Consider the following 13,416-nt stretch of genomic DNA (forward strand, 5'->3'; position numbering starts at 1 on the left):
CGGGGCGCGCTCGGGCGCGTACCCCTCAGTGTGGATTGTCGCTCTTTCAGCTCTCGCGGGGTGCCCGGCGCTGGGGCCTGGGTCGCGGCGGGACCGTGGGGCGTCACCCGAGGGCGCGTGAAGCGTTCACGTTCAGTTCATTGCAATGATTTGGAGGCTGTCGTTGCGTTGACCTTGAGGATCATTGCAACAATTTCAGCTCTGTGAGCTGCTAAAACGTTGGAGCTATGCAATGAGTGACTTGAAGGAATGGCGAAGGAAACGTAGCGTTTCCCTTGTTCGAAACAACAAGTCATGGGAGTACGAGATGCTGAAGTTCGACACCACCGCCCCGATCACCGCCGTCCTCGACGTTCCCGCCGGACGGGTGCTGTTCATCGCCGCCGACCGGGCCGACGCCACAGTGGAGGTGCTGCCCGCCGACGCGTCGAAGGGCCGCGACGTGAAGCTCGCGGAGCGGACCACGGTCGCGTTCGTCGACGGGGAACTGCGGATCGACGCACCGGGGAACAACCTCGGCCCCACCGGATCCGTCGAGGTGACCGTGCAGCTGCCCGCCGGCTCGCGGGTCGGGGCGAAGCTCGCCAGCGGCGAGTTCCGGGCCGTCGGGCGGCTCGGCGAGGTCACGTTCGACGGGGCGCACGGCCCGGTCAAGGTCGACGAGGCCGCGAGTGTGCGGATCACGACCGCCGCCGGGGACGTCGCGGTCGGCCGCCTGGGTGGCGCCTCGGAGGTCACGACCCGCAAGGGTGACATCCACGTCGCCGAGGCCGTGCGCGGCGCCGTCGTCCTGCGCACCGACGCGGGCGCGATCTCGGTCGGTGCCGCCGCCGGGGTGTCCGCCACGATGAACGCGGGCACGTCCTACGGGCGGATCCACAACGCGCTGTACAACAGCGAGGGCGGCTCCGCGCAGCTGGAGATCCACGCGACCACCGGGTACGGGGACATCACGGCTCGCAGCCTCTGAGAACGGTGGACTTCCTCGGTCGAGTGGCGGAACGGAAGCGCCGAGTTCGGTGGGCTCGGCGTTTCCGGTTGGGGTCGTCTCCGTGCGGTGGCTCGGCCGCCACAGGACCGGCAGCTCGGCCGCACAGGACCGGAGGCTCGGCCGCCCAGTGCCCGGTGCCGCAGCCGCACGGGGGCCGGCCGCCCCGCCCAACCGGGGCGCGCCCCGCAGCCTCCCGGCCGCCCGAAGCCCGGCGGCACGGGGCCCGGCCGCTCGCTCGAGGCGTAGAGGCACGGGGCCCGGCCGCTCGCTCGAGGCGTGGAGGCACGGTGCCCGGCGGCACCCTCCGATGATGGCTGGCCATACCCGGATTCGATGGCTGGCGTGCTCGTCCACGCAGGGGCCCGGCTCATAGCGTCGTGGTCATCCGTCGGGGACTCGCCCGACGGTCGACGATCCTGGGAGGACCGCGATGCGGACCCGACGAACGACCCTCGCGCTGGTGGCGGCGCTGACGATCGCCGGGGTGGTGACCGCGAGCCCCGCGACCGCCGCCGGTGACGGGCTCTCGCCCTCCTGGGGCGGAGCAGGAGACGGGACTTCGGTCGCAGACCCGGGACGCCCGATCGGAGACACGGCTCCGGTCACCGGCCAGGGAAGCCCGATCGGAGACGCGACCGCCCGGCCCGGAGGGCGGATCGGGGACGCGGCCGCCCGGCCCGGGGGCCGGATCGGTTGGCACGGCTGCCAGACCGCCCCCGACGACACCCTGGGCAGGTCCCTCGACTCGGCCGGCGCCCGGTGCGGCGAACTCACCGTCCCACTGGACCACACCCGCCCCACCGGCCCGAAGATCACGGTCGCGCTCGCCCGGACCCCGGCCACCGACCCCGCGCGCCGCCGGGGAGTGCTGTTCATCAACCCGGGCGGCCCGGGGGTACCCGGGATGGAACAGGTGCTGCTCGGCGCGTACATGCCGGAGGTCGCGGCGCGGTACGACCTGGTGGGGATGGATCCCCGGTTCGTGGGTCGCAGCACGCCGCTCGACTGCCGGTGGGACACCGACACCCCGTTGCGTTCGGCGGGCCCCGACCGGCGGAGCTTCGAGGAGAGCGTGGCCTTCGCCCGGAGCCTCGCGGCCGGCTGCGCGCGAGCGGCCCGGGAGACCGGAAGCACCCAGGCCGAGAGCTCCCAGCCCGAAGGCAACCGGTCAGGCAACGCCCAACCTGAAGGCTCCCGGCCCGGCAGCGCCCAGCCCGAGGGCTCCCGGCCAGGCAGCGCCCAACCCGAGGGCTCCCGGCCAGGCAGCGCCCAGCCCTCCCCCGGGGCCGAAACCGCCCAGGACCGAGACCGCAACAACCGCCTCGCGCACGCCTCCACCCGCGAGACCGCCCGCGACATGGACGCGGTCCGCACCGCCCTCGGCGAGGACCACATCTCCTACTTCGGCGTCTCCTACGGCACGTACCTGGGCGCCGTCTACCTGCAGATGTTCCCCGGCCGCGCCGACCGCTTCGTCCTGGACAGCGCGGTGGACCCGTCGGCGACCGGCCTGGGCACGTTCCCGCGCCAGGGCCCGGCGCTGACGGCGGCCCTCCGCGAGTGGGCGGCCTGGACGGCCCGGCGCGACAGCACCTACCACCTGGGGGCGAGCGCCGAGAGTGTGCTGGCCACCGTGGACGGCGTCCATCGGGAGTCGGCCCGGCGGGCACTGCGGGTGGGCCGGTACCAGATAGATGTCCATGTTCTGCCGCTCGTGCTCTACGCCCAGCTCGCCGATGACGGCGACGAGGCCCGGGCCGGTCTGGCGGCCGACGTCCGGGTGCTGGCCGACGCCGCCCGGGGCGACACCGTGGTACCCGGCGCGGGCCTGGACCAGCTGCTGGCGGGCGTGACCACCGGCGCGGGGCCGGCCACGGACCGGGCCGGGACGCCGATCCTGTGCGCCGACCGCGCCCCCTCCCGGTATCCGGAGACCTACTTCCGCGACATCGAGGCGCACCGGGCCGACGAGCCGCTGTTCGGGGCGCTGACCCGCAACGTCACTCCGTGCACGTTCTGGCCGGTGCGGCAGGCCGAGCGGCCGACGGTCGTCCACAATGGTGTACCGGCGCTGATCGTGGGCGCGGCCGGGGATCCGTGGACGCCCTATCCGGGGCAGCAGGCGATGCACCGGGCGCTGTCGGGGTCGCGGATGGTGACGGTGCGGGGCGCGTTCCGGCACGGCGTCTACCTCGTCGCGGGGAACGCCTGCGTCGACGCGTCCGTCAGCACCTACCTGACCACCGGCGTCCTGCCGGCCACGGACAAGAACTGCTGAAGACCTCGACGGGTACGGGGCGGGCGCGCCGTGGGAGTGCTGCCGGGGCTTGGGTGCCCGCACGCGGCTCCCACGGAAGCGCCCCCTTGAACCATCGACACTTGTGATGTTTGGCACGATTTTCGGGACACACGTCCACTTAGACCTGTCGATAGGCTGACTGCTGGTGAATTCGGGGGCACCATGCTGGTCTTTATGGCTAGGGAATGTTTTGCATGCTCCTGGGTTCTCCTGCCCTGTTGTCACACAGATGTGGAGGACGACTTGAAGCAGAACCAGCCACGCACCCGGCGAAGGGTGGCACTCCTCGCGCTGGTCGGCGCGGTCGCGGGCATGCTGGCAACACCGCAGGCAGCGGAGGCTGCGGTGTTGCCGGCGACAGCGGTCGGGCTCGGCGGGACCGGTGACCTGCGGGTCCTGGATGTCGGCGGCGACGCGACCAGTGAAGGCTCACCGGTGCGGGCGTCGACGCTGACGGTCGGAGCGCCGTCCGAGCTGGGTGTCGCCCGGCAGCGGTGGGTGCTGGACCGGGCCCCCTACGCCGAGGGCACCCCGACGTACTCGTACCAGCTCAAGCACGTGAAGTCCGGAAAGTGCCTGGATACCAACGGTTCGGCGGTCGTGATCAAGGCGTGCACGACGGCCACGGCGCAGCGCTGGTACGCGCCGGTCTCAGCGCCCAACAACGGGGTGAAGCTGATCAACCAGGCGACGAACCTGTGCCTGGCCGTGACCGGTGACAGCACCAGCGACGGCGCCGGGGTCGAGGTGCGCAGCTGCCAGGTCGGCACGAAACTGCGGTGGGCGTTGCGGACCGGCTCGGCACCGTGCGCGCGCCGGTCGAGCCAGCAGACCACCACCTCGCTGTGCGTGAACTCCGGCACACAGACCATGTTCGGGGTGTTCGGTACCTGGCGCTCGTTCCCGGTGTCCTTCACGCCGCTGGACCCGGGCATCTACGACACGACCACGCTGACGAACTACCTGGGCTGGACGTCGCTGGACGGCACGCTCGGCGACGGGGCGTACGACGGGGTCGAGTTCGGCACCCGCGCGGACTACTCCAACGTCACCGGCGAACAGTTCTTCAACACGTACTGGCTGGAGTTCAAGCCCGGCACCAGCGAGTACCACAGCCTGAACAACCTGCCCGGGGCCGCCGAGACCAACAGCAATGTGCACTCCTACATGGCCACCTCCACCGCCGATCGCAAACAGTGGAACCTGCTGCTGGACTTCAACCCCGCCGGAACCACCCACCTGCAGGAATCCGGGGTGACCCGGGCGATCGAGTCGTCACTGGCGGCCCGCTACCAGCAGGGCGTGTTCCTCCCGACCGCCTACACCAACCGGATCCAGATCACCGACGGCAACAACACCTGGCGGCGGGCCCGGATGGGCAACACGGTCACCGGGGAGCCGAAGACCTGCAACGCCCCGCCCACCGACTTCGATCCGATCTGGGATGTCCCGAACGATGCGCCATGGTGCTTCACCGCCGCTGTCACCGGCCGGACGGCCAACCCGGTGACCGACCCGTACGAGGTCGACTCGATCACTCTCGGCAAGCCGTCGACCACCCCGACCCTGGCCGCCCCGGCCACCCAGGCCAACCGGACCGGAACCGGCACGACGAACGGCGTCGACCAGGCCCGCCTGGCAGCATGCCTGGAGAAGGGCACCGGCGCGGCCTGCCTGACCGAGGTGCCCGGCCTTGCCCAGTGCGTGGCCAGGCAGCAGATCTGCAACACCACCACCCTCCCGGCGGCGCGGGCTGCGGTGACCCACCCGGCGGTGACCCTCGCGCAGGCCCGGCAGACGGCCGACCGGTTCCTGCGCCCGGAGTCCGGAGCCAGCCTGGCCGCCGGTTCCGCACGGACAACCTCCGTGAGCGCGTTGAACGCCGAACTCGGCCTGCACCTCCAGGCCGCCGCCGGCCAGGACGCGCCGGTGCACGTGATCACCGGCACCGGCCAGGTCCGCTCCATCGCGGCGGGTCCCACCGGCCAGGACCGCTACGACGGCTACCTGGTCGTGGTCGACGCGTCCAGCGGCGACGTGCTCTACGCCCGCCTCGGCGCCTGACCACCGCGAGCCACCTCCCGCCGGGTCGGCCCCCGGTCGGCCCGGCGCCCTCTGATCAGGAAGTGGGAGACCAGCATGAACAGATCCTTCGCGGGCGGCCGACTCCGCCGCCTGCTCCTGGCGGCCCTGGCCGTCACCGCCCTCACCGCACCGGTCGCGGCACAACCCGCCGCCGCCACCACCAGCTCGGCGACGATTCTGACCGATGAGAGCGACCTGCGCGCGGCGTGCGCCAACAAGCAGGCCGCCACCACCCTGCCGGGCTGGTTCGACCAGCGCACCCGGCACTGCGTGCGGCTCCTGAAGGAAGCGGCGGTCGTCCGTAGCGACGGCGTCGTGCTCGGCCGCTACCAGGTGACGTTCACGCTGCTGGGGTTCGCCGCCGGCAACGGGAGCCGGGGCGTGGACTGGGTGGTCAGTCTGGAGAACATCACCTTCGTCCAGGGCTCGCTCGACGCGGGCAAGCTGCGGCTGACGGTGAACGTCAAGGGCTGCCAGAACGTCACCAACATGGTCTGCCCCGCCGCGAACCTGTTGCAGCGGGCCGACCTGGTCACCGGCTGGCGGACCAACCCGAAGATGAGCCGGTTCGCCTTCACCAGCCCGAACAACACCGGGGGCGGAGACTACAAGACCGTCAACGCGCAGATGTCCGTCGACGTGCTCCAGGAGTACCTCGACGGGCAGACCGTCCCCGCCCAGAGTCCGATGATCCTGTACTCCAACGTCCGCTACGACTCCGCCGCCGCCGCACTCGGCGCCAAGAACCACGGGGCGGTGTTCTCCGACCCGATTCCCACCTTCACGCTGAGCTTGTCCGACCCGTCGGTCAACGAGTCCGCCACCCACATCCGCGACGCCATCCAGTACCCGGAACGGACCTTCCCGTCCTGGCTCGGCAAGCACCCGCCGTCCACGCTCACCCGGATGATGAGCCCCACACTGAAGGACAAGAACGGGACGGAGTCCAAGAAGGTGTGCCTGGACGTGTGGGGCACCTACGACGGGAACATTCAGAACTGCGACGAGTACCCGTTCGCGACCACGTACGAGGGCGCGTACACCGACGTGATCCTCCACCCGGGCAATCCGTGGAACGGCTCCGCCCGGATCATCGACGCCGGCGACAACCAGCACGTCGGACGTGACCTCCTACAGAACACGTTCTACGCCGGCCAACGCATGCTCGACGGCGACACCTTCCACGTCGTCATCACCCCCTGACCGGAGCTCCTAGACTGGTGCCCGGGCCGGGTGGTCCGGGCACCAGCCCGTCCAGCAGGAGGCGAACATGACAGCGCAGGTCAGCGGCAGTGCCCTGCTCGCCCCCACCTACCAGGTGTTCACGATCCGCGACCCCGAATACGACGACGACACCGACCCCGCCGCCGCCTCCACCGCCGCACTCACCACCATGATCGGCAGCTCCGGCGAGGAGGTCATCATCCGCTGCGCCCAGGACACCGCCCGCATCCGCGTCACCGCCGAAGTCCACACCACGCAACCGGCCGCGCCGACCGGGCCGTGGACAGGGCTGCCCCACCAGGAACTGCGCTTCGCCAGCGGCCTGCTCGTCGCCGTGGAAACCACCGGCCCGGCCTACCTCGAACTCGAACTCCCCGCGGGCCCCGGCCACTACACCCTCGCCGCGCACCACCGCGGCCGGCCCGAAGCGGTCGAGGCGGTCGCGGAATACTTCCGCCAGTTCCTGGACCACGATCCCGACCGGCAGGTCACCGACATCGCCACGCTCGCCGGCATCGAGCAGTACCTGATCCAGATCTGGCCCACCGGCTGATCAGCTGGCCCCGGACCGGGGGCTGGCCGGGCGCAGCAGCCGGACCGTCAACCACCCCGCAGACACGGCGAAGGCGAGCACCACCACCGCGACGAGATCGCTGTCCCACGGCGCCGCGAACCCGACCACCTGGTTCACCGCCTCCGACCGGTCGGCGTTCCCCACCACAGCCCCGGGGTCATAGAACCCGGTCAGCTCCTGGCGCACTCCGACCCGGCCCGCAGCATCCGCGAGCGACAACCACACCGAGGCCACCGCCGGCACCAGCACCGTCACAGCGGCCAACCGCCACCCCACCCACCAGGGACGCGACCACCCCGCACGGTCCAGCGAACGCCAGGCCAGCCAACCCGAACCCGCGATCCCCGCGACCAGGAGCACACCCGCCCACCATCGAGCGCCGCCCACATCGGTTCGCAACAGGGACGGTCTGAGCACCACGGCGCCGTACCCGGCGCCAGCCGCGATGTCACCGACCGCGTCCCTCGCCAGCCACCACACCCGCACAGCCAACCCGGCACCCGCCAGGGCACATAGCCCCGACAGGCAGGTAGCCCACCGCTCCCACTTCGCCACATCATCGACCATATGCCATATTGGGCGACCACTCACGGGGCCGGCGCGTCCGATCCGATCCGTGCTGAAACTTTCGGGCACCAACGGAGCGCAGTACGGCAGCAAGGGCCGCAGGCCGCGCCCGCCGTAGGCAAACCTAGGCAGTGGCCTCCGGGGCGTTCGTGGCCTCTGGGCGAGGCGATACCGCTGATGCTCGGCTCCGATCACGCGACGAACCAGGGTCCGTGACGCAATCCACCGCAACGATCGGGCGTACACCGGCTCCGGACGTGCCCGGGGAAGGTGAGGGGTGCCCGCCGCCCGGGTTCTCTTGGCGGAGTGCAGGGCGGCGGGCTCCAGCAAGACACGGAAGACCAGGCAGCCCGGCCGACCACGTCCGCGACAACTTCGTCGCTACCTCAGTAAACGCTCGCCCCCGATGTGCGCTTACAAAGATCGGCATTGTTTACACATCGATGTCGGCCTTCGTCTTTCACCTTTCAGGAGCGGATGGTTTCTCTCTACAGTGCGCACAACGGCCGTGCTCGGTGTTCTTGGCGGAGTGCAGGGCATTGGCCCCAGCAAGTACACGTGTCGAGGAGAGATCATGGCCCGCAGTTTCCCAGTTCCCCATCGGCTGCCCTGGTACGGCGCATGCATCATTGTGCCCATGACGCTCGGGTGGACTCCGCAGCAGATCCTGCTGCTCGTACCGGTCATCATCGTGATCATCGTGTTCACGCCCCCACATGGGCAGGCGTGACCCCGAGCCTCGCGAACCTGAAGAGACGAGCGTGGCTGGCGATGTCGCCGCCAGCCACGCTCGCTCCATTCGCCCTGATCCGACTGACGCCGTCTACGAACAATGGGAACTCGTTGAACGGGCGCAGCAGGGCGACAGCGAGGCTTTCGGACGCATCTACCGTCAGCACGTCGACACAGTCTTTCGGTACGTCTTCTTCCGGGTCGGTAGCCGGCCCCTGGCCGAGGACCTGACTTCAGAGACCTTCACCAGGGCCCTCACTCGGATTTCCTCCTTCACGTGGCAAGGCCGTGACCTCAGCTCCTGGCTGATCACGGTCGCCCGAAACCTGGTGGCCGACCATTTCCGGTCCCACCACTACAGGCGTGAGATCTCAGCAGGCAATGTCCTCGACGTCGACCAACAGGAGCGTGGCCCGGAAGGCTTCCCCGAAGGGTTGGTCCTAGGCAAGGTCGACAACGCGGCCATGGTGGCAGCCATCCAGAAGCTTCCCGTGCATGAGCAGACAGCCGTCGTGGTTGTCTACCTGCAGGAGCAATCCCTAAGGCAGGCGGCCCAGATCCTCAATGTGCCGGAAAGGACTGTCGCGGCGCGACTGCACCGCGCAAAGCGATCCCTCGCCCGCCTCCTGTCCGAAGACCCTACTCACGGAAACCCGTTTCGCGACCTCGCAGAGCGCCCACCAGTGCGGCTACGAGGACGGCAGCGAGAGATTCACACCTGGGTCCGAGAACAAGGACTCACTGTCACCGCCTATGCCGAACGAGCTGGGATTGAGCCCTCCACCGTCCGAGTGCACCTGATGCGCGCCGAACGGGCACTCGCCGCCCCCAATACCGCCCCCTCACGGCAGTCAGGCCCGCCCCGGAGGTCTCAACAACGCCGAAAACCAACTGACCTCTCCACCGTTGACCTGAGCCTGGCGAGCTTGATGCGACTGCCCATCCGGCAGCGCCAGATCATCCGCCTCATCGCCAACGGGGCGAACCCGACGGCTGTCGCCGCTCAACTAGGAATCGCGCCCTCAACCGTCAGAGTTCACCTGCATCGGGCGATGCACACACTCGACTCTCCAACCTGACCGCCACAGAGCCAGGATTGGAAGTTCCAAGCTGTGCAGCTGTCTCCAGGACTCCGACACGGGCGCCAGCGCTGACAGGCGCGGCGGCAACGGGACGGCGAGCCGTCGGCAGAGCGTGGCCGGGGTGCGCTCGTGGGAGCATCAGGTGTGACAAACGCATACCGCGCAGGGCAATGGCGCACCTGGGACGACGCTGAGGCACACGTGCACTCCAAAGAGCTGCGCGAGACACACATCGTCGAGTTCAAGGGCGAGGACTACAAGGCAACCGAAGGTGGGCGGAAAGAGCAGGCCAAAGACATCGCCGCGTTGGCCATCGATGGCGGGGTGCTCGTGATCGGGATCGTCGAGGACAAGTTGACGGGCCTGGCCACCGACCTGGCGGCCGTGCCGGTGGAGGGCGTCGTAGAGCGGATCGAACAGATCTGCGCCGGGCGGATCAGTCCCGCCTTGGCGGTCACCATCGATGACCACATCCGCGATCCCATGGACCCGACCTGCGGTCTGATCGTGGTCACGGTGCCAGCCACAGGCGTGCCGCACATGGTGGACCACCGCTACGTCGGCCGGGACAACCGCACCACCCGCTACCTCGCCCACGAGGAAGTCGCACGCCTCCTCGCCCGGCGCGACGCCGACGCCGATCTCGCGGGCATGGCATTGGACCGTTTCTACGACAGGATGGGAACCGACGGCCTCGGGCCGGCAAGGTTGGTCGTCACCGCCACGCCGGTGCCGATCCTTCGGCCCCAGATCCTGCGCGAACAGCTGACCGGGAACTGGGAGCAGCGGTTCACAGAGCTTCTCAACGCAGCCGCCAACGACATGGAACTAGCCTTGACGGCAGAGCCTCAGCTGGCCGAGCTGACCTACCGGGACTGGTCTTTCTACCACTCCGGCTCCGGGAGTTCTTCCCGGCGTGTGCCACGCGGGGTGGCCCGGTTCCACTCCGGCGGTGCCAGGGAGTTCAAATATGTGATCGAAGTGTCGGAGGCCGGTGCGGTGCACGTCGCCGCAGCTGACGTCTACGAACCAGTCAACGACCAACGCGGTCGTGCGCGTCCCGCCATGTTCCTGACGCGCGAGGCACTTACCGTCACGGCCCGGGCGATCGCGATCGCCGCGCGGGTCGCCGAAGCCGCCGGTACCCAGGGGTCCTACGGCCTCGGTATCAAGGTCACTGGCATCGAGGGCTGCGTGGCCGAACCCCGTAACTCGACAGAGTTGACCAGCCGCTTCCTCAACGAGCCTCCCTACCGGGAGGACGACTATCGCGAAGTCACGCTGGTCACGGGAACGGAGTTGTCAGGAAGACTCAGCCCGCTCGTGGACCACCTACTCGGTCCCCTATTGCGCGCGATGAACTATGGCGACCCACTCCGCCCACCCACTGCTACCTATTAGGAAGCCAAGGCATCGCGGTAGGGATTCGGCGCCAGCCCACGTTCTGTGAGCGCGCCAAGTCCGCAGCGTTCACGGAGCCCGGCGGAGTCCTGCCCTCTCCCAAGTGAGTGATTCCCGCAGGCTCTATTCCGGCCGCTCTACACCCATGACCTCGGTGTAGCACCACGCGCGGCCAGAGCGGACACAACCTGGCCGAACCGCATCGCGTCCGCAGGTCGAGGAGAGGGTGAAAGGTGGGGCGGGTGGGGCTCGAACCCACGACCAAGGGATTATGAGTCCCCTGCTCTAACCGGCTGAGCTACCGCCCCGGCCCGAACAGACTACCCAAACCATCGCCCCCCACGCCCACCCAGCCCCGCGCCACCACCCCGCGGACGTGATTTCCTCCACAGACACCGTTGCCCCGCCGTTGCTAGTTTCGTGCGCATGGGCGGAGCGGCTCCACACGAGATTGCCTCCGCGGAGGCTGTGCACGCGGCCAGGCCGGGGAATCCCCAGGAGGCCTGGCGGGCGTTGGTTGCCGGGAACGAGCGGTTCCTGGCCGGGCGGTCGGGGCCGGTCGAGGCGGGGCGGGCGCACGCGCGGACCCAGGAGCCGTACGCGTTGGTGATCGGGTGCCTTGACTCTCGGGTACCCCCCGAACTCGTGTTTGATCAGGGTTTCGGGGCGGTGTGTGTGCTGCGGTCAGGTGGGCATGTGCTCGACTCGGCGCTGCTGGGGTCGGTGGAGTTCACGGTCGGGCTGGGGGTGCCGCTGATCGTGGTGCTCGGGCATCAGTACTGCGGTGCGGCGCTCGCGGCGACCAATGCCGTCCGGGCCGGTGAGCGGGTGGGCGGCGATCTGGGGTACCTGGTCGACCGGATCGCGCCGTCGGTGGGCGAGAGCGGGGACGCCGAGGAGGTGGCCCGGCGGCACACGCTCGCGACCGTCAAGACGGTCATGGAGATTCCGCTGGTCAGCGAGGCGTGGGCGGCGGGGCGGCTGGAGGTCGTGGCGGCGCGGTACGACGTCGAATCCGGGCGGGTCGAGCGGCTGCTCTGAGGGGATCGCACGCCCGCCTCACGTTCCGCTGAGGGGTTCGGCCAGGCGGAGTGGGCGACCAGGGGCGGATCGGGAGCAGGCGGCAGCCGAACATGGCAGGTCCGCGTTGGCGGGGTGGGGATGTTCGTGGCAATATAGTGATGCACACTCACGATGAAGGGTGCTCACGATGTCTCAGCGGCATATCGCGGCCCTCGACCGCGTCCTCGAACTCGTCGTCCTCCTCAACTTCGACATGACCGGGTACCTGCGGAAGGAGGGCCTCACCACCTCGCGTACCGCGGTGCTGTGGGAGCTCGACCAGCGCGGGCCGAGTACCCAGCGGGTGCTCGCCGAGGCCAGGGGCGTCTCCGCCCGGACGATCACCGGGCTGGTGGACGGCCTGGAGAGCACCGGCTTCGTCACCCGCGAGCCGCACCCCGGCGACCGGCGGGCGACGCTGGTCACGCCCACCGCGCGGGGTACCGACATTCTCGCGACCATGCGGCGGGAGCAGGGCGAGTTCGCGGCGCTGCTGTTCGGGGACATGCCGGAGGGGCGGTTCGAGGGGCTGGTCGCGGGGCTCGACGATCTGCTGGAGCGGCTGAGGGCGGCCGGGTTGACCGTGCACGCGGCGGATGAGGCCGCGGATGCGGGTGCGGCCACATCCGCGGAGCACGTCCCGGGCCGGGCCTCGGGGCAGGCCTCAGTTCCGGCCGGGGAGCCGGCAGCGGGCGTTGCGCCGGCCGGGGTGGCCGGGGAGGTGCGGTCGTGACGCGCGTCGAGCAGGCGACCAGGCCCGCCGTCGTCTGGGCCCTGCTCCGGCGCGCCGTGTCCTACGAGCTGAGCATGTGGCGCGCGCTGTACCGGTGGATCCTCCGCCGCCCGGCCACCACGGAGCCCGGCGCCCGCACGTTCGGGTACGCCTGGCACGTCGGCCCGGTGCTCTGGGTGTTCATCATCGTGTCCGCCGCCGAGATCCCGGCCGTGCACCTGCTGCTGCCCTGGGAGTCGGTGCGCGGGGTGGCGCTGGTGCTCGGCGTCTACGGGCTGCTGTGGATGTTCGGGCTGCTGGCCAGCATGAAGGTCAACCTGCACGTCGTCGCGCCCTCGGGGCTGCGGATCCGCTACGGGCCCAGCATCGACGTCGCCGTGCCGTGGTCGGCCGTCGCCTCGGTCGGGCCCCGGAACCGGAACCTGGACAGGTCGCGCACCCTGCAGACCGAGGGCTCGGCGCTGCACATCGCGGTGTCCAGCCGGACCAGTGTCGACATCGTGTTCCGCGCACCGACGGTTCTCGGCCTGCCGGGCGGGGACACGGAGCCGCTCACCGAGCTGCGGGTGTACGCCGACGATCCGGCGGGGTTCGTGGCCGCCGCGCGGGAGCACCTGGCCTAGCGCCGGCCCGGTTCCGGCCTTGACCCGACGCTCTCGCGCGGAG

11 protein-coding genes and 1 tRNA gene are annotated in these 13,416 nt (G+C 69.9%); 10 read left to right on the forward strand and 2 right to left on the reverse strand.

The window, feature by feature from the left end; translation table 11 throughout:
* Positions 1 to 307: 307 nt before the first annotated feature.
* The 5 genes from AB0M43_RS27960 (at position 308) to AB0M43_RS27980 (ending at position 7,152) form a co-directional block, all read left to right on the forward strand.
* Complete coding sequence (locus AB0M43_RS27960) at positions 308 to 970, forward strand: DUF4097 family beta strand repeat-containing protein (RefSeq protein WP_363728754.1); 663 nt, start codon at positions 308 to 310, stop codon at positions 968 to 970.
* Between the two features lie 451 nt (positions 971 to 1,421).
* Positions 1,422 to 3,269, forward strand: coding sequence for an alpha/beta fold hydrolase (locus tag AB0M43_RS27965; RefSeq protein ID WP_363728755.1), 1,848 nt, complete (start codon positions 1,422 to 1,424; stop codon positions 3,267 to 3,269).
* A gap of 264 nt (positions 3,270 to 3,533) precedes the next feature.
* The gene (locus tag AB0M43_RS27970; RefSeq protein WP_363728756.1) at positions 3,534 to 5,354 is read left to right on the forward strand and encodes an RICIN domain-containing protein; all 1,821 of its coding nucleotides are present in this window, start codon (positions 3,534 to 3,536) and stop codon (positions 5,352 to 5,354) included.
* Between the two features lie 75 nt (positions 5,355 to 5,429).
* Positions 5,430 to 6,578 (forward strand): NucA/NucB deoxyribonuclease domain-containing protein, encoded by a 1,149-nt coding sequence (locus AB0M43_RS27975; protein WP_363728757.1) that lies wholly within the window; start codon positions 5,430 to 5,432, stop codon positions 6,576 to 6,578.
* Positions 6,579 to 6,645: 67 nt separating this feature from the next.
* Positions 6,646 to 7,152 (forward strand): hypothetical protein, encoded by a 507-nt coding sequence (locus AB0M43_RS27980; protein WP_363728758.1) that lies wholly within the window; start codon positions 6,646 to 6,648, stop codon positions 7,150 to 7,152.
* On the opposite strand, the gene AB0M43_RS27985 is transcribed toward AB0M43_RS27980, so the two are convergent.
* Positions 7,153 to 7,728 (reverse strand): hypothetical protein, encoded by a 576-nt coding sequence (locus AB0M43_RS27985; protein ID WP_363728759.1) that lies wholly within the window; start codon positions 7,726 to 7,728, stop codon positions 7,153 to 7,155.
* A 773-nt stretch (positions 7,729 to 8,501) separates the two neighbouring features.
* Between AB0M43_RS27985 and AB0M43_RS27990 the strand changes: the two genes are divergently transcribed.
* Together AB0M43_RS27990 and AB0M43_RS27995 are read left to right on the forward strand one after the other, a co-directional pair.
* Positions 8,502 to 9,551, forward strand: coding sequence for a sigma-70 family RNA polymerase sigma factor (locus AB0M43_RS27990; RefSeq protein WP_363728760.1), 1,050 nt, complete (start codon positions 8,502 to 8,504; stop codon positions 9,549 to 9,551).
* A 147-nt stretch (positions 9,552 to 9,698) separates the two neighbouring features.
* The gene (locus AB0M43_RS27995) at positions 9,699 to 10,955 is read left to right on the forward strand and encodes an ATP-binding protein (RefSeq protein WP_363728761.1); all 1,257 of its coding nucleotides are present in this window, start codon (positions 9,699 to 9,701) and stop codon (positions 10,953 to 10,955) included.
* A gap of 234 nt (positions 10,956 to 11,189) precedes the next feature.
* Here AB0M43_RS27995 and AB0M43_RS28000 read toward each other — a convergent pair.
* Positions 11,190 to 11,263 (reverse strand) — tRNA-Ile (locus AB0M43_RS28000).
* Between the two features lie 118 nt (positions 11,264 to 11,381).
* Here AB0M43_RS28000 and AB0M43_RS28005 point away from each other — a divergent pair.
* The 3 genes from AB0M43_RS28005 (at position 11,382) to AB0M43_RS28015 (ending at position 13,373) form a co-directional block, all read left to right on the forward strand.
* Entirely contained in the window at positions 11,382 to 11,996 is a 615-nt protein-coding gene (locus tag AB0M43_RS28005; protein ID WP_363728762.1) for a carbonic anhydrase, read from the forward strand.
* A 169-nt stretch (positions 11,997 to 12,165) separates the two neighbouring features.
* Positions 12,166 to 12,750 (forward strand): MarR family transcriptional regulator, encoded by a 585-nt coding sequence (locus AB0M43_RS28010; RefSeq protein WP_363728763.1) that lies wholly within the window; start codon positions 12,166 to 12,168, stop codon positions 12,748 to 12,750.
* Complete coding sequence (locus AB0M43_RS28015) at positions 12,747 to 13,373, forward strand: hypothetical protein (RefSeq protein WP_363728764.1); 627 nt, start codon at positions 12,747 to 12,749, stop codon at positions 13,371 to 13,373. The genes AB0M43_RS28010 and AB0M43_RS28015 overlap by 4 nt, the downstream gene beginning before the upstream one ends.
* The last annotated feature ends 43 nt before the right edge of the window (positions 13,374 to 13,416 follow it).

The sequence above is a fragment of the Longispora sp. NPDC051575 genome (genome assembly GCF_040681875.1).
In the GTDB taxonomy this organism is placed as follows: domain Bacteria; phylum Actinomycetota; class Actinomycetes; order Mycobacteriales; family Micromonosporaceae; genus Longispora.

Coding starts and splice junctions, on each gene's coding strand:
- AB0M43_RS27960 (WP_363728754.1), top strand. CDS start 308: ATGCTGAAGTTCGACACCACCGCCCCGATCACCGCCGTCCTCGACGTT.
- AB0M43_RS27965 (WP_363728755.1), top strand. CDS start 1,422: ATGCGGACCCGACGAACGACCCTCGCGCTGGTGGCGGCGCTGACGATC.
- AB0M43_RS27975 (WP_363728757.1), top strand. CDS start 5,430: ATGAACAGATCCTTCGCGGGCGGCCGACTCCGCCGCCTGCTCCTGGCG.
- AB0M43_RS27980 (WP_363728758.1), top strand. CDS start 6,646: ATGACAGCGCAGGTCAGCGGCAGTGCCCTGCTCGCCCCCACCTACCAG.
- AB0M43_RS28005 (WP_363728762.1), top strand. CDS start 11,382: ATGGGCGGAGCGGCTCCACACGAGATTGCCTCCGCGGAGGCTGTGCAC.
- AB0M43_RS28010 (WP_363728763.1), top strand. CDS start 12,166: ATGTCTCAGCGGCATATCGCGGCCCTCGACCGCGTCCTCGAACTCGTC.